At 71.3% G+C, this 18,944-nt stretch carries 17 protein-coding genes and 1 tRNA gene; 7 read left to right on the top strand and 11 right to left on the bottom strand.

Features of this window, described 5'->3' with window-relative positions; translation table 11 throughout:
* Window positions 1-341: 341 nt before the first annotated feature.
* The gene (locus D1648_RS04520; RefSeq protein WP_122939617.1) at window positions 342-1,778 is read left to right on the top strand and encodes a hypothetical protein; all 1,437 of its coding nucleotides are present in this window, start codon (window positions 342-344) and stop codon (window positions 1,776-1,778) included.
* 10 nt (window positions 1,779-1,788) lie between these two features.
* On the opposite strand, the gene D1648_RS04515 is transcribed toward D1648_RS04520, so the two are convergent.
* Window positions 1,789-2,304, bottom strand: coding sequence for a low molecular weight protein-tyrosine-phosphatase (locus D1648_RS04515; RefSeq protein WP_122939616.1), 516 nt, complete (start codon window positions 2,302-2,304; stop codon window positions 1,789-1,791).
* Between the two features lie 157 nt (window positions 2,305-2,461).
* Here D1648_RS04515 and D1648_RS04510 point away from each other — a divergent pair, with 157 nt between their 5' ends.
* From D1648_RS04510 to D1648_RS04495, 4 genes are all read left to right on the top strand, one after another.
* Window positions 2,462-2,947, top strand: coding sequence for a GNAT family N-acetyltransferase (locus D1648_RS04510; protein ID WP_122939615.1), 486 nt, complete (start codon window positions 2,462-2,464; stop codon window positions 2,945-2,947).
* A 4-nt stretch (window positions 2,948-2,951) separates the two neighbouring features.
* Window positions 2,952-4,061: an App1 family protein gene (locus D1648_RS04505; protein ID WP_122939614.1), complete on the top strand. Its 1,110-nt coding sequence runs from the start codon at window positions 2,952-2,954 to the stop codon at window positions 4,059-4,061.
* On the top strand, window positions 4,058-4,609 hold the full coding sequence (locus D1648_RS04500; RefSeq protein ID WP_122939613.1) for a GNAT family N-acetyltransferase: 552 nt from the start codon (window positions 4,058-4,060) through the stop codon (window positions 4,607-4,609). The genes D1648_RS04505 and D1648_RS04500 overlap by 4 nt, the downstream gene beginning before the upstream one ends.
* A 74-nt stretch (window positions 4,610-4,683) precedes the next feature.
* Entirely contained in the window at window positions 4,684-5,700 is a 1,017-nt protein-coding gene (locus tag D1648_RS04495) for an aldo/keto reductase (RefSeq protein WP_122939612.1), read from the top strand.
* 84 nt (window positions 5,701-5,784) lie between these two features.
* Here the strand turns inward: D1648_RS04495 and ppc are convergent, their stop codons facing one another.
* The 5 genes from ppc to D1648_RS04470 all read right to left on the bottom strand — a co-directional run bounded on the left by ppc (window position 5,785) and on the right by D1648_RS04470 (window position 11,992).
* Entirely contained in the window at window positions 5,785-8,613 is a 2,829-nt protein-coding gene (gene ppc, locus D1648_RS04490; protein ID WP_122939611.1) for a phosphoenolpyruvate carboxylase, read from the bottom strand.
* Window positions 8,614-8,763: 150 nt separating this feature from the next.
* Complete coding sequence (locus tag D1648_RS04485) at window positions 8,764-9,561, bottom strand: amino acid ABC transporter ATP-binding protein (RefSeq protein WP_305037969.1); 798 nt, start codon at window positions 9,559-9,561, stop codon at window positions 8,764-8,766.
* Complete coding sequence (gene ehuD / locus D1648_RS04480; protein WP_122939610.1) at window positions 9,554-10,204, bottom strand: ectoine/hydroxyectoine ABC transporter permease subunit EhuD; 651 nt, start codon at window positions 10,202-10,204, stop codon at window positions 9,554-9,556. Before ehuD ends, D1648_RS04485 begins: the two co-directional genes overlap by 8 nt.
* A complete protein-coding gene (gene ehuC, locus D1648_RS04475) occupies window positions 10,201-10,977 on the bottom strand; it encodes an ectoine/hydroxyectoine ABC transporter permease subunit EhuC (RefSeq protein WP_122939609.1) in 777 nt (258 codons plus the stop codon). The genes ehuD and ehuC overlap by 4 nt, the downstream gene beginning before the upstream one ends.
* Before the next feature lie 85 nt (window positions 10,978-11,062).
* Window positions 11,063-11,992 (bottom strand): transporter substrate-binding domain-containing protein, encoded by a 930-nt coding sequence (locus D1648_RS04470; protein ID WP_122939608.1) that lies wholly within the window; start codon window positions 11,990-11,992, stop codon window positions 11,063-11,065.
* Between the two features lie 253 nt (window positions 11,993-12,245).
* On the opposite strand from D1648_RS04470, the gene D1648_RS04465 reads away from it, so the two are divergent.
* Complete coding sequence (locus D1648_RS04465; RefSeq protein WP_122939607.1) at window positions 12,246-13,049, top strand: GntR family transcriptional regulator; 804 nt, start codon at window positions 12,246-12,248, stop codon at window positions 13,047-13,049.
* Window positions 13,050-13,386: 337 nt separating this feature from the next.
* Here D1648_RS04465 and D1648_RS04460 read toward each other — a convergent pair.
* The 3 genes from D1648_RS04460 to D1648_RS04450 form a co-directional block, all read right to left on the bottom strand.
* Window positions 13,387-13,475 (bottom strand) — tRNA-Ser (locus D1648_RS04460).
* 110 nt (window positions 13,476-13,585) lie between these two features.
* Complete coding sequence (locus tag D1648_RS04455) at window positions 13,586-14,062, bottom strand: peroxiredoxin (protein ID WP_122939606.1); 477 nt, start codon at window positions 14,060-14,062, stop codon at window positions 13,586-13,588.
* Between the two features lie 41 nt (window positions 14,063-14,103).
* The gene (locus tag D1648_RS04450; RefSeq protein ID WP_122939605.1) at window positions 14,104-15,834 is read right to left on the bottom strand and encodes a TrkA family potassium uptake protein; all 1,731 of its coding nucleotides are present in this window, start codon (window positions 15,832-15,834) and stop codon (window positions 14,104-14,106) included.
* Window positions 15,835-16,096: 262 nt separating this feature from the next.
* Between D1648_RS04450 and gntP the strand changes: the two genes are divergently transcribed.
* The gene (gene gntP, locus D1648_RS04445) at window positions 16,097-17,482 is read left to right on the top strand and encodes a gluconate permease GntP (RefSeq protein ID WP_122939604.1); all 1,386 of its coding nucleotides are present in this window, start codon (window positions 16,097-16,099) and stop codon (window positions 17,480-17,482) included.
* Between the two features lie 16 nt (window positions 17,483-17,498).
* Here the strand turns inward: gntP and D1648_RS04440 are convergent, their stop codons facing one another.
* Both D1648_RS04440 and D1648_RS04435 read right to left on the bottom strand, forming a co-directional pair.
* Window positions 17,499-18,173, bottom strand: coding sequence for a DUF1801 domain-containing protein (locus D1648_RS04440; protein WP_122939603.1), 675 nt, complete (start codon window positions 18,171-18,173; stop codon window positions 17,499-17,501).
* Window positions 18,174-18,279: 106 nt separating this feature from the next.
* Complete coding sequence (locus tag D1648_RS04435; RefSeq protein ID WP_122939602.1) at window positions 18,280-18,897, bottom strand: biotin transporter BioY; 618 nt, start codon at window positions 18,895-18,897, stop codon at window positions 18,280-18,282.
* Window positions 18,898-18,944 lie beyond the last annotated feature (47 nt).

Raw genomic sequence — 18,944 nt, 5'->3', positions numbered from 1 at the left:
CGGGCGTGCGGCTCCGCCGATCGGCGATGCACGGCTCTCGCAGCGCCGAGCGGCCCGGACGTCGAGCCGCTGCCCGCACCGCAGCGACCTGCGGATACATAACGTTTCAGACACGTGTGCCACAGCACGCCAGGCAAAGGCCGGGTCAAGCGCTGGCTAATTTGAGGTATGTCACGCGCCGGTGGCGCCGTCCACACACCCCTTGCGCGAGCCAATGAGCACGTCGACCATGGGGTGGGTGAGTAAAGGTTCGGTAGGGTAGTGTGCTCGGTCGGACCCACCGCGAACGACGTCGAGCGCCGCGGAGAAGCGCGGCGAGAACAGGGAAAGGGGGCCGTCCGATGCGACTGAGGGCACGATTCTGCGCAGCCTCCGCCACCCTCGCCCTCACAGCTCTCCCCTTCGCGACGACGGCCGCCCTCGCCGACGAGACGGGCGACAGCACCCCGTCGGCCGAGCAGGAGTCGGAGCCGGTCCCAGAGCCCTCTTCCGCCGACGTCCCCACGCCGCCCGCCGACGCCTCGACCGGCGACGCCGACGAGGCACCCGGGGCGACGGCCGAGACCGATGAACCGGCCGAGACGACGAGCGAACCCGACGAGCCGGCCTCCGAGACTCCTGAGCCGGCCGTCGATCCCCCCGAGGATGACCCGCCGGCCGAGCCGCGTACGACGACGCCCGAGGAGCCGGCCGAGACCGAGGCGACGGTCGAGCCGAGCTCCTCCGGGAGCTCCCTCCCCGCCGTTCCCGAGGAGTCGGAGGATGGCGACGGCGAGAAGGCCGAGAGCACGACGAGCGCGACCACGAACACGCCGCCCGCCGTGCCGCCGCAGAGCGTGACCGCCGAATCGACCCCCTCCGGCTCCCCCTCCTCGTCCGAGAGCAACAGCACCGAGAACACGGAGTCCGCCGAAACCTGCACTAGCGCACCCGGCGGTGGCACAGGCGAGGGCGGCGAAAGCGAGGGCGGCGAAAGCGAAAGCGAGGGCGGCGAAAGCGAGGGCTCGGATGACGACGACACCGCGCAGCAGTCCGTGAAGAGCCAGCGTTCCAGCGGCACCTCTATTCGAGTGCTCGCCTATGACCGCTCGAAGAATGAGGACGACGCCAACCAGGACGATGACGAGGAATGCCCTTGCGGCTGCCCGACCTCCCCCGGTGAGGATGATGAGGAGGGCAACTCGACGCCGCCGACGACGGACGAGGAATCCCCGTCGGGCGACACGGGCACGCCGACTGGAAGCGACGAGACCGGCCAGGAGTCGGACTCCGAGTCCCCGTCACCGACGCCGACACCCACGCCGACGCCGACGGAGAGCCCCGAGAAAACCCCGGAGCTCGCTCCCGAGACGACGTCCGAGCAGCCCACCACTCAGTCGCAGAGTCAGGCACCGGTTCCGGCCCCGACCGCTCAGGAGGAGCGCGCCGAGCCCGCTCCGACCGCTGAGAAGACCGAGGAGCCGACCTCGGAGGCTCCCGTCGAGAAGACCACCGAGTCCGCGCAGACCTCGCAGACCACCGAGGAGACGGAGGAGACCGAGATCGCGGGCGTCGGCAACGACGAGCCCAGCTCCCCCGCCCCCGAGTCTGCTCAGCCCACGGCCTCCGGCGAGGACGGGCCGATCGTGCGGCTGTTCAACGCGATCTCCGACGACTCGTCCACGGGCTTCGGCCAGATCCGCCAGGTCCTCATCGCGGCCCTCGCGATCGGGTTCCTCACCACCGCCGGGTTCGTCGGCGCGACCTGGCACTCGCGCCGCCACGGCGACCGCCGCTGAGCGCCGCGGCTCAGCGCCGGGAGAGCTCCTCGCGCAGGTCCGCGAGGATCCCCGGCACCGCCCGCTCCATGTCCTTCACGGTGCGGTCGAACGCCGACTGCCCCTCGTACCACGGGTCCTCGACGGCGAGCTCGGTCTCCGCCAGCTGCTCCGCTCCGGGCTCGTAGCGGCGCCACATCGCGATCCGCGGCGCCACGCATCCCTCGGGCGCCTGCTCGGCCATGCGCCGCATCGTCTGGGCGTGCTCGGGCGTCATCGCCAGCACCAGGTCCCAGGCCATCAGCTCGGTGAGGTGGATCGTGCGGGCCGTGTGCTCGAAGGGCCGCGGATAGCCGGCCCGCTCGAGCGCGAGCTCCGTCCGGTCGTCCATCGGCATCCCGGCCACCTCCCAGCTGGTCCCGGCCGAGCCGACCTCGACCCGGTCGCCGAGGCCCTCGAGCTCGAGGGCGCGGCGGAGGATCACGGCGGCGGCCGGCGACCGGCAGACGTTGCCGGTGCACACTGTCAGCAGACGGAAGCGCGTCATCCCCCCATTGTGTGTCACCGCGGCGGCCCGGAGGCGCGGAACCGCCGAGCCCCGTACACTGTCGGGAGGAGTGCATGCGGTTCTCGGGTCAGCACGAGAGCATTACGCCAGGGCAGCACCGCCCGTGACCACGCCACCACGGCTCAGGAGGACACCGATGGCCGACATCATCCGCGCCCACGACGAGGACTGGCCGCTCGTGCGGGAGATCCGTCTCCGCTCTCTGAGCACCGACCCGAGCGCGTTCGGGCAGAGCTGGGAGAAGGAGTCCACCTACGAGGACTCCGTCTGGGAGCAGCGTGTGCGCGATGCCGCCTGGTTCCTCGCCATGGACGACGGCCAGCCCGTCGCGGTGGTCGCCGTGCGTCATGAGGACGACTCCCCCGCCAACGAGCGGGAGCTGCAGGCCATGTGGGTCACCCCCGGATCCCGCCACTCCGGCATCGCCGGCCGTCTGGCCGAGGCCGTGTTCGAGTGGGCGCGCGAGGACGGGGCGGACACCGTCACCCTCTACGTCGGCCCCCAGAACACCGGCGCGCGCGCCCTCTACGAGTCGCTCGGCTTCTCCGACAGCGGCGAGCGCTGGCAGATCGTCGAGGACGACCCCGACGGCGCCTGGCTGAAGATGACCCGCGGCGTCTGAGGTCGTGGGCATCGGCTCTGCGCTGTCCGCCGCCCGCTCGATGCTGCGGCCGCGCACGGCCGCCGACGTCGACGCGGACCGGCCCCACTGGGCGGCCCGCGCGGAGGACGTGAAGAACCGCCTCGTCGGAGGGGCCCTGCGCCGCCTGCACTGGGACCTGCGCCTGCAGCCGTTCCACGGATACGGCTCCGCGCACGAGGTCAGGGTGCTGGCCAAGGTGCTGTACGCCTCCCCGCGCACCGCCGCGGACTTCCACGACCAGCCGGTGCACGACATGCGCACTGTCGCCGTGCGCGGCTGGCGCAACTTCACCAGCCAGGTCGCCCCGCACCGCACCGTGCACATCCTCCTCGGCGACCAGGAGTTCACGGTCCGGGCCGACCGCTCCGGCATCGTCGACGCGACCCTGGAGATCTCCCTCGAGCCCGGCGTGCACCAGGCGAAGCTGTGGACCGTCCCCGGGAACGAGGTCACCGCCGACATCACCGTGGTCCCGCCCGAGGCGCGCGTGGGCCTGGTCAGCGACATCGACGACACCGTGATGGTGACCTGGCTGCCCCGGCCGCTGCTGGCCTTCTGGAACGCGTTCGTGGTCCACCAGTCCTCCCGCCAGGTCGTCCCCGGCATGCCGATGCTGTACCAGCGCCTGATGCGCGAGCACCCGCACATGCCGGTGGTGTACCTGTCCACCGGGGCGTGGAACGTGTTCCCGGTGCTCAAGCGCTTCCTGTACCGCAACGGCTATCCCGACGGCCCGCTGCTGCTGACCGACTGGGGCCCCACCCACACCGGCTTCTTCCGCTCCGGCCCCGAGCACAAGACCCGCTCGCTCGAGCGGCTCGCCGCCGCCTATCCGGACATCCGATGGATCCTGGTGGGCGATGACGGCCAGCACGACCCCTCCCTCTACGCCGCTTTCGCCGAGCGGCATCCGGATCTGGTCGAGGAGGTGCTGATCCGTCAGCTGACCGAGCCGGAGCAGCTGCTCGCCCACGGCACGCTGCGACCCCTGGCCGTCTCCCGCCGCGGGGGCGACGGTCCGCTCGCCCTCGCTGCGCCCGACGGCCACGCCCTCCTCGCCGCCCTGCAGCGACATGGGAAGATGTCCCGATGAGCACGATGCGCCCCGCCCTCGACCAGGATGTCCCCCAGATCGTCGACGTCGTCCAGGCGGCCTATCGCGGCGAGGGAGGATGGACCACGGAGGCGCATCTCGTGGACGGCCACCGCACCGACGCCGCCGAGGTGCGCGGCATGCTCGCCGACCCTGCGGTGACCCTGCTGGTCGCGGTCGAGGATGATCGCGTGCGCGGCTGCTGCTACACGCGGCGCGAGCCCCCGGCGGCCGACGACGGCATCGTCCGGGCGGAGCTCGGCCTGTTCGCAGTGGATCCCGCCGCGCAGGGAGGCGGGCTCGGAGGCCGGCTGCTGGAGGCGCAGGCGCAGTCGCTCGCGGCCGACGGGGTGGACGTGCTGATGATCCAGGTGCTCCAGTCCCGGCCCGAGCTGCACCGCTGGTACGAGCGGCACGGCTTCACCCGCACCGGCCGCGCCGTCCCCTTCGCGGGAGATGCGGCGATGCTGAAGGTCGCCGGGCTCGGGATGGACATCATGGAGCGCCCGCTGGCGGCCGCGGAGCAGGCCGACCGGACCTCCGCCTGATCACACCCCGCCCGATCCCGCGTTGACCAGCACGGTCCCGACACTGAGGGCAGGTGCCGGGCTATGCTCCGAGCATGAGCAACGACGCCTGGTCCCCCTCCCCCGCACGCTACGACCGCACGCCGCTGCGCCGCGTGGGTCGCTCGGGGGTGCAGCTGCCCCCGATCTCCCTCGGCTTCTGGCAGAACTTCGGCGAGGACCGCGACCCGCAGACGCTGCGCGCGATCGTGCGCCGCGCCGTGGACCTCGGGGTCTTCCACTTCGATCTCGCCAACAACTACGGGCCTCCCCCGGGCAGCGCCGAGACCCATGTGGGGCGGATCCTCGCGCAGGACCTCCAACACCAACGCGACGAGCTGGTCATCTCGACGAAGGCCGGCTACCGCATGTGGGACGGCCCCTTCGGCGACGGCGGGTCCCGGAAGTACCTGCTGGGCTCCCTGGACCAGTCCCTGACCCGCCTCGGCCTGGACCACGTGGACATCTTCTACCACCATCGCGAGGATCCGCAGACGCCGCTCGAGGAGACGATGGGCGCGCTCGCCCATGCCGTGACCAGCGGGAAGGCCACGTATGTCGGGGTCTCGAACTACTCCCCCGAGCGCACCCGGGAGGCGGCGCGGATCCTCGCCGACCTCGGCACCCCGCTGCTGATCCACCAGCCCTCGTACTCGATGTTCAACCGTCACGTCGAGGACGGCCTGCTCGAGACCGTCGACGAGCTCGGGGTGGGCCTGGCCGCGTTCTCCCCGCTGCAGCAGGGTCTGCTCACCAACCGCTACCTCTCGGGCGTGCCGCGCAGCTCCCGCGCCGGCGGCCCCTCGGGCTCGCTCAGCGAGCGCCAGGTCACCGATCCGGACTACCAGGCGCGCGTGCGCGGGCTGTCGGAGATCGCGCACGGGCGCGGTCAGAGCCTCGCCCAGCTCGCGCTCGCCTGGGCGCTGCGTCACCCGCAGGTCTCGACCGCACTGGTCGGCGCCTCCTCGGTCTCGCAGCTGGAGCAGAACGTCGCCACCGCGCAGAACCTCGCCCTCACCGACGAGGAGCTGGCCCGCATCGACGAGTTCGCGATCGACGGCACCGGCCGCTGACGCCGCGGGCACGCACGACGACGCGCCCCGTCGGGCGCCCCGAGGGGCATCCGGCGGGGCGCGTCGTGATGCGCCGCGGCGGGATCAGCCGGTGTTCTTCAGCCCCGCGGCGACACCGTTGATCGTGGTCAGCAGCGCACGCTGCAGCTCGGGCGAGAGCTCCTCGCCCCGCGCGGTCGCCGCCCGGGCGCGCTGCAGCATCGCGACCTGCATGTAGGAGATCGGATCCAGATAGCGATCGCGCACGGCGAGGGTCCGCTTGAGGACCGGCTGGTTGTCCAGCAGGTTCAGCACCCCGGTGAGGCGCTCGATCTCGGAGACCGCCAGCTCGTACTCCTCGCGGATGCGGTCGAAGAGGTACCAGAGGTTCTCCGGCACGAGCGAGTGCACGTAGTGCGCCGCGATCTGCATGTCCGTCTTCGCGAGCGTCATCTCGACGTTGCTGATCACGGTGCGGAAGAAGTGCCAGCTGCGGTACATCTCGTGCAGGTCCGGCTCGAGGCCGGCCTCGCGCGCGGCCTTCAGCCCGGAGCCGGCGCCGAACCAGCCGGGCACGATCTGCCGCGACTGGGTCCAGCCGAACACCCACGGGATCGCCCGCAGCCCGTCCAGGCCCTTGTCCGAGGTGGTGCGCTTGGAGGGGCGCGAGCCGATGTTCAGGTCGCCCAGCTGCTCCACCGGGGTGGAGGAGACGAAATACTCCGGCAGGTTCTCGTCGTCCACCAGGGTGCGGTAGCGGGTGAAGGCCGCGTCGGAGACCGACTGCATCACCTCGCCGTAGTGCTCGAGGGTCTTCTCCGGGGTGCGCGGAGCGGTGTGCAGGGCCGAGCCCTCGAGCACCGCCGCGAGCGACAGGTCCAGGTTCTCCCGCGCGAGGGCGGGGAGCATGTACTTGTCGGAGATGACCTCGCCCTGCTCGGTGAACTTGATCTCGCCCTCGAGCACCCCGTAGGGCTGGGCGAGGATCGCGTCGTAGGTGGGGCCGCCGCCGCGGCCGACGGATCCGCCGCGGCCGTGGAACAGGCGCAGGGTGACGCCGTGCCGGGCCGCGGTGTCGCGCAGCGCGCGCTGGGCCTGGTGGATCTCCCACTGGCTGGTGATGACGCCGGCGTCCTTGTTGCCGTCGGAGTAGCCGAGCATCACCTCCTGGCGGTCGCCGCGCAGACGCACGATCTCCCGGTAGGAGGGATCCGAGAGCAGCTCGTCGAGGATCTCCCCGGCGTGGCGCAGCTCGGAGACCTCCTCGAGCAGCGGCACGAAGCCGATGTCGGCCCGCTTCTCCTCGCCGCCGGCGAGGTCCAGCAGACCCGCCTCGCGGGCGAGCAGTGCGGCGGCGAGCACGTCGTCGGCCCCGTGGGTCATCGAGATGATGTACGTCTCGATGACGGAGGTGCCGTACAGGCGGTGCGCGTCGCGGATCTCGCGGAACACCCCGTAGGTGGTGCGCGTGGGGGCGTCGAGGATCGACTCGTCCTCGGTGAGCGCGGAGCCGACGAGCGGGCGGCGGCTGCCCAGCTCGCGAGAGAGCACGGCCGTGCGCTCGGCACGGTCGAGCTCCGCGTAGGGGCTCTCCAGCTCCCCGACCCGGTCGAAGAGGCGCGCGAGGACCTCGTGGTGCTTCTCGGAGTGCTCGCGCACGTCGAGGGCGGCGAGGTTCAGCCCGGAGGCGGCGAGGACCTGCTGGGCGATCGCGAGCGCACCGTCGGCCGCACGTCGGCCGCCGTGGCGGCGCAACGCCTCGCGCAGCACGCGGAAGTCCTCCTGCAGCTCGGCGGTGTCGCCGTAGTCCGCGCCGTGCACGTGCGCCCCGCCGGAGCGGATCCGCTCGCGGGTCGCACGGAGCTTCGCACGCATCGCGCCGAGCTTGAGGCGGTAGGGCTCCTCGCGGTACATCTCCTGCTGGGTGCGGTCGACCTCGGTCTCGTGGGAGAGGTCCTCCGCGAGGCTCTCGCGCAGCTCCTCGTCGTCCCCGGTCAGCTCGGAGGAGACCGAGAGCTCGAGGATGAGGTCCGAGATGATCTCGAGGGACACGTCGATCGCGGCCTCGGCCTGCAGTCGCAGCACGTCGCGGGTGACCTCGGCGGTGACGTACGGGTTGCCGTCGCGGTCGCCGCCGATCCAGGAGCCGAAGCGCAGCGGCACCTGGCCGTCGTGCAGGTCCGCGCCGTGGGCGCGCAGCTCCTCGCGGAGGTCGTCGAGCATCTCCGGCATGGTCTGGCGGAAGATCTGGCGCAGGTAGTAGAGCGCGTTGCGGGCCTCGTCCTGCGGGGTGGGGCGGGAGCGGCGCAGCTCGTCGGTCTGCCACAGCGTCTCGATGAGCTCGGCGAGGTCGCGGTCCTGGCGGCGGCGTTCGGGGGTGTCCTCGTCGGTCTCCTCGGCGAGGAGGTCGGAGATGCGGCGCAGCTTGGTCAGCACGGCGCGGCGCGAGGCCTCCGTGGGGTGGGCCGTGAACACCAGGCGCACGTCGAGGGAGTCGACGGTCTTCTGCAGGCCCTCGGCGCCGAGTTCTTCGTGGACGGCACGCACGGTGCGCGGCACCCACGACGCGGCCGACGGGCGCTCGTCGAGGGCGCGCACGCGGTAGACCTGCTCGGCGGCGTTCGCGAGCAGGAAGTACTGGGTGAAGGCGCGGGTCAGCGCCGTGGCCTGCTCGATGGGCAGCTCGGCGAGACGGGCCTGGACGTCCTGGGCGCTGGCCTCGGAGTCCGCGGACTTCGCCTCCTTCGTCAGCTTGCGGACCTGCTCGACGAGGTCGAGCATCTCCTGACCGTGCTGGTCGGCGAGGGTGCGGCCGAGCAGGGTCGACAGGCGGCGCACCGTCGCCCGCAGCGGGGCGTCGATGTGGGGGTCGTCGCCGACGACGGGGAACTCGCTCGTCAGGGTCGGGACGGCGATGGCGTCGGAATGTGGCACAGGGCCTCCTGGGGGTCGGCACGCCGAGACGCGACCACCGGCAGAGCAGCACTCAGGGCGGCCGCGGCGGCGCGGAACGAACGGGCACAGACTACAGGCGTGCCCGGCGGGCCCGCCCCCGGCGTCACTGGGCGGACGGGCCGGGGCGGGTCAGAGCACCGCGCTGAGGAAGTCGCGGGTGCGCTGGTGCGCGGGCTCGGAGAAGATCTGCGCGGGCGGCCCCTCCTCGACGACGGACCCCTGGTCGAACATCATCACGCGGTCGGAGACGTCGCGGGCGAACTGCATCTCGTGGGTGACGATGAGCATCGAGATGTCGGTCTCCGCCGCGATGTCCTTCAGCACGGCGAGCACCTCTCCCACCAGCTCGGGGTCCAGCGCCGAGGTCACCTCGTCCAGCAGCAGGATCTCGGGGTCCATCGCGAGCGCCCGGGCGATCGCGACGCGCTGCTGCTGGCCGCCGGAGAGCTGCGAGGGCTTCATGTCCCGCTTCTCCTCCATGCCGACCTTGGCGAGCAGCCCCTCCGCCTTCGCCGTCGCCTCGGAGCGCGAGAGCCCCATGACGTGGATCGGGGCCTCGACGATGTTCTCGAGCACGCTCATGTTCGGGAACAGGTTGAAGTGCTGGAACACCATCCCGATGTCGGTGGTGGTGCGGCGTCGGCGCTTGTCCGGGATCCGCACCCGCTTGCCGCCCTGCTCCTCGTACTGCAGCGGGACGCCGCCGACATGGATGTACCCGCCGGTGAGCTCCTCGAGGGTCATCACCAGGCGCAGGATGGTGGTCTTCCCCGAGCCGGAGGGGCCGATGAGGGTGACCCGCTCGCCCTTCGCGACGGTGAAGTCCAGTCCGTTCAGCACGGTGTTGTCCCCGAAGGACTTCACCACGTCGCGGAACTCGAGGTGCGGCGTCCCTGCGGTGTCGGGACCCGGTGTCTTCTCAGGCAAGTTTCTTCTCCAGTCGTCGGATCAGGAGGGAGGTCGGATAGCTGGCGACCAGGAAGATCAGGCCGGCCAGCGTGATCGCCTCCGTGTAGCGGAACGTGTCGCCGCCGTAGGTCTGGGCGTTGCGCACCATCTCGGGGATGTAGATCACCACGAAGAACGGGGTCTCCTTGAACATCGAGATCGCGTAGTTGCCCAGCGCCGGCAGGGTGTTGCGGATCGCCTGCGGGACGACGACGGCGCGCCAGGTGCGTGCGCGCGGCAGCGAGAGCGCGGTGGCGGCCTCCCACTGCCCCGTCGGCACGGAGTCGATGCCCGCGCGGTACACCTCGGCCATGTAGGTCGTGTAGTGGATGCCGAGCACCCAGATGCCGATGGCCAGGGTGCTGTCGATGTACGGCGAGAGGACGAGGTTCGCGAACACCAGCTGCACGACCAGCGGGGTCATGCGCACGAACTCGACCACCCCGGTGACCGGGGCGGAGACGACCCTCGGGGCGCTGCGCCGCACGATCGCGACGATCAGCCCCAGCACGAGCGCGATGAGCGTGCCCAGCACGGTCGCGAGCAGCGTGACCTTGAAGCCGTCGAGCAGGAGGGGGAGGACGGCGGCGGCGTGGTCCCAGCTCCACCAGGAGGTGCTCATGCCAGTCCTCCTTCCGCGGTCTTGCTGCCCGGCGCCCGGAAGAGGGTGCGCCAGGACTGCGAGAGGGCCGGGCCTCGGCCGATGCTGTGCTTGGCCCGCACCTCGAGGGCGTTCATGATCACGACGATCACCCAGGCGATGACGAAGTAGGCGACCAGCGCGAAGAGATAGGCGAACCAGGTGCCGGTGCGGTCACGGACCTGCTCGATCTGGAAGAACAGGTCGTACAGGGTCACCGAGCTGACGATCGCGCTGCCCTTGAGCAGCTGGATCCACAGATTCGACAGCGAGGGGATCATCAGCGCCCAGGCCTGCGGGATCACGACCCGGAACATCCCGCGCACGGGGCTGAGGCTGAGCGCGCTGATCGCCTCGTACTGCCCCTTGGGCACCGAGTTGATCGAGCCGCGCACGACCTCTGCGGCGTAGGCGCCGTAGTTCAGGCCCAGCGCGATCACGCCCACGAGCAGCGGGTCGAGCCGGAAGCCGAGCGGATAGGGCAGCTGCGGCAGCACGAAGGCGAGCCAGAACAGCTGCACCACGAGCGAGGTGCCGCGGAAGAACTCCACGAACACCCGCGCCACGATCCTCACCACGGCGACCTTCGCAAGCTGCGCGAGGCCGAAGACGAACGCGATGATCAGCGCGAGCAGGGCGCCGACCACGGTGGCGAGCACCGTGGTCCGGACCCCGTCGAGGATCTGCGGGGACCGGTCGACGAGCAGCTGGAGGTTGGGCGCGAGGTCGGCGAAGAAGCCGATCACTCCGTCCATGGGCGCCTCTCCTCTCGGGCGGGCGGGCGGACGGCGGGCCCCGTGGCGGGGCCCGCCGTCGGACGAGCACGGTGGGGGGCGGGGTTCACTGCAGGGAGGAGAGATCGCCCGAGCAGAGGATCTCGGCGGTCATGTCCTTCGGCGGCAGCTCCTCGGCGGTGAAACCGAAGTCGCCGACGATGGAGAGGTAGCGCTCCTCGTCCGCGACGATCTCCGCGAGCTTCTCGTTGTAGGCGTCCAGCAGGGAGGTGTCCTCCTTGCGGAAGACGGTCCCGCCCGCGCCGTACTGCTTGACCCCGTCGATCTCGGCGACGAAGCTCTCGGTGACCTCCACACCGTCGACGGTGTTGTCGGCGAGGTAGTTCAGCGAGATCGCAGTGAGCGCGAAGGCGTCGGCGTTGCCGGCCTTGAGCGCGTCCACGCCGTCCTGCGGACCGCCCACCTCGATGCTGTCCAGCTCGAGGTCCGTCGCGTAGGTCGACTCGATCGCGCCGGACATGGTCGCGACGGTGAGGCCCGAGTCCACGAAGGACTGCATGTTCTCCAGGCCCTCGGGGTTGCCCTCGGGGACCATCAGGGCGGTCGTGTACTGGAACTCGGGCTCGCTGAAGGCCGCTTCGGCGCAGCGCTCGGGCAGGATCGACATGCCGGCGCTGACCGCGTCGAACTGGCGCGAGTTCAGGCCCGGGATCAGGGAGTTCCAGTCGGTCAGCTTGCCCTCGACCTCGTCGATGCCGAGCTCCCCGAAGATCTCGCGGTGCATGGCGACGGTCGCACCCTGCAGCTCGCCGCCGTCCTCGAAGCTGTAGGGGGCCTCCCCCGCGAAGCCGACGACGATCTTGCCGGCGTCCTGCAGCTGCGAGAGCAGGTCCCCGCCGCCCTCCGAGCCGCCGTCGCCGCCCCCGGTGCTGGTGCGGCTGCAGGCGGCGAGCCCGCCTCCCAGGGCTGCGGCGGAGAGCACCAGACCGGTGCCTCGGAAGAACGTGCGTCGGTCGTGGCCCTGGGTGCGGTGCATGGGTTCCCTCTCGCTGAGCGATCTGCGCCCGCACTCTCGTCGTGTCGGACAATCAGATCTCTGGATATCGGATTCCGCCCCACCGTACCGGGCCGATCGGAGCGAACCGGGCAGCCGTCCACATTCGTGATGGGGTCGTGATCCGCCGCGACTGTGACGGCGATGACGCCCGCCGGGGGTGCGTCGGGCGATGCGGAAGCGGATGATGGTGTCCACGCACGCCCATCGACGGCGCACCGTCACAGGAGGATCCATGCCCCCTCACCAGGACTCCGTCCGGCTGCCGATGATGCAGCCCATCCGTCGGCCCTCGATCATCGACCAGGCCGAGCTCGAGCTGCGCAATGCGATCTTCGTCGGCGACCTGCGCCCGGGCGACTCGGTGCCCGAGGTCCAGGTCTCCAAGCAGATGGGCATCTCCCGCTCCTCGCTGCGGGAGGCGTGCCAGCGTCTGGTGCGCGACGGCCTGCTCACCCAGATCCCGGGTCGCGGCCTGTTCGTGACCAGGATGGACGCCGGGACGATGTCGGACTTCATCGACTATCGCCTGGGCATCGAGATGCAGGCGGCCACCAACGTCGCCGAGCACGTGGCCGCACTGCGCGCCGACGGGCGGCAGGAGCAGATCCCCGCGCTGCTCGCCCCGCTGCGGGAGTGCGTCGAGCGCACCCGGCGCGCGCTCGCGGCGGGCGAGGTGATCGAGGCGGGCAACGCCGATCTGGACCTCCATCAGCGCCTCGCGGAGATCGCGCGCAACCGCTTCCTGGTCACGGCGATGAACACGATCGTGATCCTCACCCGGATGGGCACCTTCTCCGATCCGCGCGGCTACGGCGTGCGCGCGGATCTCACCACCACGCACGAGGAGCTCGTGGCCGCTCTCGAGGCCGGCGACGCCTCGCAGGCGAGGAGGCTGCTGCGCGAGTCGCTGCGCGATCTCGCCGCGCGTCTGCGCGGCGGCGGGGAGGACCAGGAGCTGGTGCGCGATCCGGACCTGCTGGAGTCCGACGGCCCGGAGTGGACGACGCTGGAGGGCGAGGCGCCGTCCGGAACGTGACGGAGGCCCCGTGACAGCGCGCGTCTGTGCGAGGGCATGGGCCGGATCGCGTGTCTGGATCCGGTTGGTTCTGCGTCCGTGACCGTGTGCACCGGCGTCGCACGGAGCGCTGCCGGCACCCCGAGGGCTCATCGCCGCTGCCTCCGTGTCGCCGCCGGGCCGATGGTGACGCGAGGTGGCTATATAGGCAGCTCGTGTCGCCATAGGCCCGCGGACGACAGCCGATGTCGCCAGGCGCCGATCCGAGGCCGGCACCGCGCAGGGACGCTGCACGTGATCACCGTGCATGGACAAGGCCCCTCCCGGCGAGATCGTCGCTGGTGAGGGGCCTTCTCGGCGGAGACGAGAGGATTTGAACCTCCGAGGCGATTGTAGTCGCCTACTCCCTTAGCAGGGGAGCGCATTCGGCCGCTCTGCCACGTCTCCTGGCACCGCGCTGGCGCGGTACGCCGAGCCAGCATACGGGAGCTGGAGGGGTGCGCCAAAGCGAGGCGGCGCGGTTCACGTCACACCGCCGCCCCGTCGGGCCCCGCCGCTCAGAGCCCGAGCTTCTCCTGCAGCAGCGCGATGTGCTTCGGGGTGCCCACGCGGTACTTCACGAAGGTGAGGGTCCCCGACTCGTCGATCGCGAAGGTCGAGCGGATCGTGCCCTCGACGATCCGGCCGTACATGTTCTTCTCGCCCCAGGCGCCGTAGGCGGTCATCACCTCGTGGGACTCGTCGGAGGCGAGGGTGTAGGGCAGGTCCTGCTCGGCGACGAAACGATCGAGCTCCGCGACGGGATCCGGGGAGATGCCCACCACGCGGTAGCCCGCGTCGAGGAACATCTGATGGTTGTCGCGCAGGTCGCAGGCCTGCTTGGTGCACAGCGAGGTGTTCGCCGCGGGATAGAACCACAGCAGCGCGGGGGCGCCGCGGAGATCCTCGAGCGTGATCCGCCCGCCGCCGGCGGTGGGCAGGTCCAGGGCGGGGGCGGCATCGCCGACGGCGAGCTTCACGGGGGCGGACGACATGATCCTCCGAACGGGGCGAGGGGCAGGGCAGGGCGCCCAGCCTATCGACGGCGCAGGCGCCGGCCGAGGTAGGTCTCGCGGAAGCGACGCTCGGCGTGCCGGTCCCCGAGCAGCAGCAGGCGGCCGCCGGAGGTGGGGATCGACTCGGTGTCGTAGCCGAGGGTGCCGTCCTGCTCGAGCACGGCGACGATGTGGCAGCCGGTGCGGCGGTGGACCTCGTCGTCGCGCAGGGAGCGACGCACCAGGGAGGCGGGGCAGGGGGCGAGGAAGAGCTCGTTGCCCTCGGCCAGCAGCACGCGGTGGCTGAAGCCGGCGTGGTTCCACAGCTCGGTCGCGCCGATCGTCGCATAGGAGAGCACCCCGTCGGCGCCGGCGCGGTAGAGCGTGGCGACATTGCGCTCGTAGGTCGCGCGGGAGACCACCTGCAGCTCGGGGCGCAGCCGACGGCAGAACAGCGTGAGATAGACGTTCAGGTCGTCGTCGCGCGGAGTGACCAGCACGGCCGAGGCGTGCTCGAGGCCTGCACGGCGCAGGATCCGCTGGTCGGCGGCATCCCCGTGCACCACGGCGTAGCTCGCGGTGCCCTCGAGCACCGAATAGGAGTTCTCCACGCGACCGGGCTCGAGCTCGACGATCGTGTTCGGCACGCCCTCGTCGCTGAGCGCCCGGGAGGCCGCGCGACCGACGCGCCCGCCGCCGAGGATCACCACCGGCTCCTCGGAGACCTCGCGGCTCTGGAACTGCTCGTCGTACTGCGCGAGGTCCTCGGCGGTGCCGGCGAGCACGAGCACCGTCCCGTCGGTGATCCGCAGATCGGGCGTCATCGCGCGCAGGCGCCCCTTGCGAAGCACCGCGAGGATCCGCGCCCGGGACCGCTGCATCTCGACCGCCTCGCCGAGGAGCTTCCCGACCAGCTCGGTGCCCCGGGCGGCGGCCTCGGCGATGATCGTGTCGCCGATGGTCCCGATCGCGTGCACGCGTCCGGTGGAGCCGAGCACGCGCGAGGCCATCTCGCGGCCCAGCAGCTGGCCGAGCTCGAGCACGTGATCGGCGCCGGCGAGTTCGAGCACGTCCACCGAGGCGGGCTTCGCAGCGGTCACGGACACGGGCACGGCTGTCGCGGCCTGGCGCACGGTGAAGGCGACGTTGGTGTTGGCGGTGTCGGAGAGGGTGGAGATCACCAGGCGCGCCCGGGCGGCGCCTGCGTTGCGATAGGTGATCGCGGAGTCGAGGGGGCCGACCACGACCTGTCGGCCCTGGTCATGCAGCTCCGCCGCTTTCACGGCGTCCTCGAGGACCATCACGGCCGTGATGCCGGAGCGCTCGGCGCGGGCGGCGAAGGCCTGGGTGACGGCCTCGGAGCCGACCAGCAGCACGTGCTCGCTCACCCCCGGGGCGACCTTCCGCGGAGTGCGGGTGGCGCGGCGATGATCGAGCCACGGCGTGACCAGGTACTGGATCACGAAGAACGGCAGCAGCACCAGCATGTAGACCACGCCGCTGAGCAGCACCCAGAGCGAGAACAGGCGCCCGGCGTCGGTGTCGAAGGTGATGTCGCCGTAGCCGAGCGTGGACATCGTGGTGATGGTCCAGTAGACGGCGCTCGGCCAGGAGTGCTCCTCGCCCTCGAGGCGCATGAGGATCGTGAATCCCGCCGCGTGGACGAGCACCATCGCCGCTCCGACGCCGAGGATCACCAGCGCCGCCCGCGACCGCCGGCCGACGAGCGGATGCCTCTCCGCGCGTCGACGCTCGCGCGCCGTCTGGCCCATGGTCGCCTCCGCTCTCTGGTCGATGTCCGGCGGCCGCGCGGTCGCGGCCGCTCGAATCGTAGGCCCATGGCAGGCCGAGGACGACCCCGCTCCCGACGCCTGAGCCGAGCCTCACCTCGTCCGCCCCCGCCTCCGGGACCCGGATGGGAACATCCGGCACCGACAGGAAGGGGACACAGGATCGACCTAGCGTGAGGGGAAAACCCTCAGGTGCGGTCGATGGCGGCCGCACCTGTTCTCAGTCATCAGGGAGGCATCGACGATGGAGTGGCTCCATATCGTCTGGGTCGTGGGCGGCATCGCGCTGATGCTGTTCCTGAACATGAAGTACAAGCTCAACGCGATGCTGGCGCTGCTGCTCGCGGCACTGCTGATCGGGATCGCCGAGCTCGTCTCGGTCGAGGCGGGCTGGATCGACGGGGAGCCCTTCACCCTCGGCTCCCTGCTGGAGACGATCTCCACCGGCTTCGGCGGCACGCTCGGCTCGCTCGCGATCATCGTCGTGTTCGGCGCGGTGATCGGCAAGCTCATGGTCGACTCCGGCGCGGCCGACCAGATCGCCTCCACCCTGATCGACCGCCTCGGCCTGCGCTGGGTGAAGATCTCGCTGGTGCTGACCGGCACCGTGTTCGGCCTGGCGATGTTCTACGAGGTCGCCTTCATCGTGCTGGCCCCGCTGATCATCGCGGTGGCGCACCAGGCGAAGATGCCGTTCATGAAGCTGGCGATCCCCGCGGTCGCAGCAACCACCACCGCCCACTCCCTCTTCGTGCCGCAGCCCGGCCCGGTGGCGCTCGTGGACGCCTACGGTGCCGACACGGGCATGACCTACATCTACGGCATCCCTATCGCGATCGTGACCGTCGCCGTGACGGGCTGGGTGCTCCCCCGCTTCCTGGGGAACCTCGACTACGCGACGCCCGCGATCATGCGCTCCTCCGAGGAGGTCCCGATGGAGGAGCGCCCGAGCTTCGCGCTGTCGATCCTGGTGCCGCTGATCCCGGCGCTCATCATGATGGCCGCGACGCTGGCGAACGTCTGGCTGGTCAAGGAGACCTGGGCCTACGACATCGTGAACTTCATCGGCTCCTCCCCCGTCGCGATCACGATCGCGATGGTCGCCGCGTTCGTCCTGTTCGGCACCCGCCGTGGGAAGGACGCCGGCTGGGTGATGGGCCGCTTCGAGGAGGCGGTGAAGTCGATCGCGGTGGTGGTGCTGATCATCGGCGCCGGCGGCGCGCTCAAGGAGGTCATCATCGACACCGGGATCGGCGACTTCATCGGCGGTCTGATGACCGGTGTGGACGCGAACCCGTACGTGATGGCGTGGCTGATCACAGTGCTGATCCGCCTGGCGACCGGCCAGGGCGTGGTCTCGGCGATGACGGCGGCGGGCATCATCGCCGCGGCCGTGATGGATCCGACCACCGGGGAGCTCGCGGCCGGACTCGACCCGGCGCTGCTGGTGATGGCGACGGCCGTCGGCTCCAACACCCTCACCCATGTGAACGATGCGTCGTTCTGGCTGTTCAAGGGCTACTTCGACCTGTCGGTGAAAGACACGCTGAAGACCTGGGGCCTGTTCCAGCTGTGCAACTCGCTGGTGGGCCTCGGGATGGTGCTGCTGCTCTCGTTGTTCGTCGGCTGATCCGAGGGGCGCGGGCTCAGCACACGGTGCCGGGCCCGCCCTGCCAGGCGTGGGCGATGAGCTCCTCGAGCACCGTCTCGTCGATGTCGGGCAGCTTCCTCACCCACACGCAGCCTGCGCCGCGGCGGTGCGTCCCGAGCCGCTCGAGCAGCTCGTCGGAGCGAGGGAAACCCTGCAGCCCGTACAGGGCGAGGTCGGCCTTGCGAGGGCTGAAGCCGAGCTGGAAGGTGTCGCCCTCGCGGCCGGTGGCGTAGCGGTAGTGCACCTCGCCGTAACCGATCATGCTGGGCCCCCACATCACGGCCCGCTCGCCCGTCGCGCGGCCGAAGATCTCCAGCAGCCGCGTCCCCTCCGCGCGACGCCGCCCCTCGAGGCCGTCGACGTAGTCGGCGGGGTCGACGGCGGTGGCGTGGGTCCTGATGTCCTTCGCATTCCTGCCCGTCGCACCGCGGGTCACGGTGGTGCGGCCCGTCGCGGGCGCTGGCGGGTTCTCCATCCCCGCGCCGTGCTCCTCGAGCACGGCCTGCAGCCGTCGGCCCGCGGCCGGGCCGACCCCGTGCAGGGTCGCGAGCTGGGCCCAGTCCCGTCCGGCGAGCTGGCCGACGGTCCCGAGGCCCTGTTCGGCGAGCGCGCGGGCGGCGGGTGCACCCACGCCGGGGACGTCGCCGATGAGGGTCTCGAGTGTGGTCATACGCAGAGTGTGGGCCAGATCCGCGACGGACGGGAGCCCCGCCGCCGCACCGGGGGCGGTGCGAGGACGGGGCTCCGAGATCCTGGGTCCGACGACCCGGCGCGGCTCAGCGGCGGGCGTCGAGGGCGCGCACGCCCTTCCATGCGGCGGGGATCAGCACGGCCGCGAGGGCCGCCTTGACCAGGCCGCCGGGGATGAAGGGCCACAGGCCCGCGGCGAGCACCGCGCCGAGCCCGGCGTCGACGCCCATCACGGCGTTCAGGATCATCGCGAGATAGGGCACGCCCACGAGGAAGGGCACGGCGCTCGCGGCCACGAAGCCGGCCATCGCGAGCAGGGGGCGGCGGTCCCAGGCGCGCTCGGCGAACCAGCCGGCGAGGAACGCGGCGGGCACGAAGCCGATCACGAAGCCGAAGCTCGGCGAGAGGACCGTCGCGGGACCACCGGTGAACTCGGCGAAGACGGGCGCACCGGCGAGTCCGGCGAGCATGTAGGTCCCGAGCGCTGCGGCGCCGCGGCGGGAGCCGAGCGCCGCGCCGACGAGGAGCACCCCGAGGGTCTGGCCGGTGATCGGCACGAGCGGCAGCGGGATCGTGATCTGGGCGAGGACCGCGACGACGGCGGCGCCGGCGAGGACGAGCACGGCATCGCGCAGCAGTGTGCGGTGCGGGGCGAGGGCGTCGGCCAGGACGGGGCGGCGGGCCGGGACGGCGAGCGCGGACATGGGTCTCCTCGAGGCGGGGCAGGAAGCTGAGAGCCCACAGTACCGCC

The sequence above is a fragment of the Brachybacterium sp. EE-P12 genome, from assembly GCF_003711805.1.
Lineage (GTDB): Bacteria > Actinomycetota > Actinomycetes > Actinomycetales > Dermabacteraceae > Brachybacterium.
The sequence above is the reverse complement of the archived record's forward strand: the minus strand, read 5'-3'. Positions and strand labels throughout refer to the sequence as shown.

Coding starts and splice junctions, on each gene's coding strand:
- D1648_RS04520 (WP_122939617.1), top strand. CDS start 342: ATGCGACTGAGGGCACGATTCTGCGCAGCCTCCGCCACCCTCGCCCTC.
- D1648_RS04515 (WP_122939616.1), bottom strand. CDS start 2,304: ATGACGCGCTTCCGTCTGCTGACAGTGTGCACCGGCAACGTCTGCCGG.
- D1648_RS04510 (WP_122939615.1), top strand. CDS start 2,462: ATGGCCGACATCATCCGCGCCCACGACGAGGACTGGCCGCTCGTGCGG.
- D1648_RS04500 (WP_122939613.1), top strand. CDS start 4,058: ATGAGCACGATGCGCCCCGCCCTCGACCAGGATGTCCCCCAGATCGTC.
- D1648_RS04495 (WP_122939612.1), top strand. CDS start 4,684: ATGAGCAACGACGCCTGGTCCCCCTCCCCCGCACGCTACGACCGCACG.
- ehuD (WP_122939610.1), bottom strand. CDS start 10,204: ATGAGCACCTCCTGGTGGAGCTGGGACCACGCCGCCGCCGTCCTCCCC.
- ehuC (WP_122939609.1), bottom strand. CDS start 10,977: ATGGACGGAGTGATCGGCTTCTTCGCCGACCTCGCGCCCAACCTCCAG.
- D1648_RS04470 (WP_122939608.1), bottom strand. CDS start 11,992: ATGCACCGCACCCAGGGCCACGACCGACGCACGTTCTTCCGAGGCACC.
- D1648_RS04465 (WP_122939607.1), top strand. CDS start 12,246: ATGCCCCCTCACCAGGACTCCGTCCGGCTGCCGATGATGCAGCCCATC.
- D1648_RS04455 (WP_122939606.1), bottom strand. CDS start 14,062: ATGTCGTCCGCCCCCGTGAAGCTCGCCGTCGGCGATGCCGCCCCCGCC.
- D1648_RS04450 (WP_122939605.1), bottom strand. CDS start 15,834: ATGGGCCAGACGGCGCGCGAGCGTCGACGCGCGGAGAGGCATCCGCTC.
- gntP (WP_122939604.1), top strand. CDS start 16,097: ATGGAGTGGCTCCATATCGTCTGGGTCGTGGGCGGCATCGCGCTGATG.
- D1648_RS04440 (WP_122939603.1), bottom strand. CDS start 18,173: ATGACCACACTCGAGACCCTCATCGGCGACGTCCCCGGCGTGGGTGCA.
- D1648_RS04435 (WP_122939602.1), bottom strand. CDS start 18,897: ATGTCCGCGCTCGCCGTCCCGGCCCGCCGCCCCGTCCTGGCCGACGCC.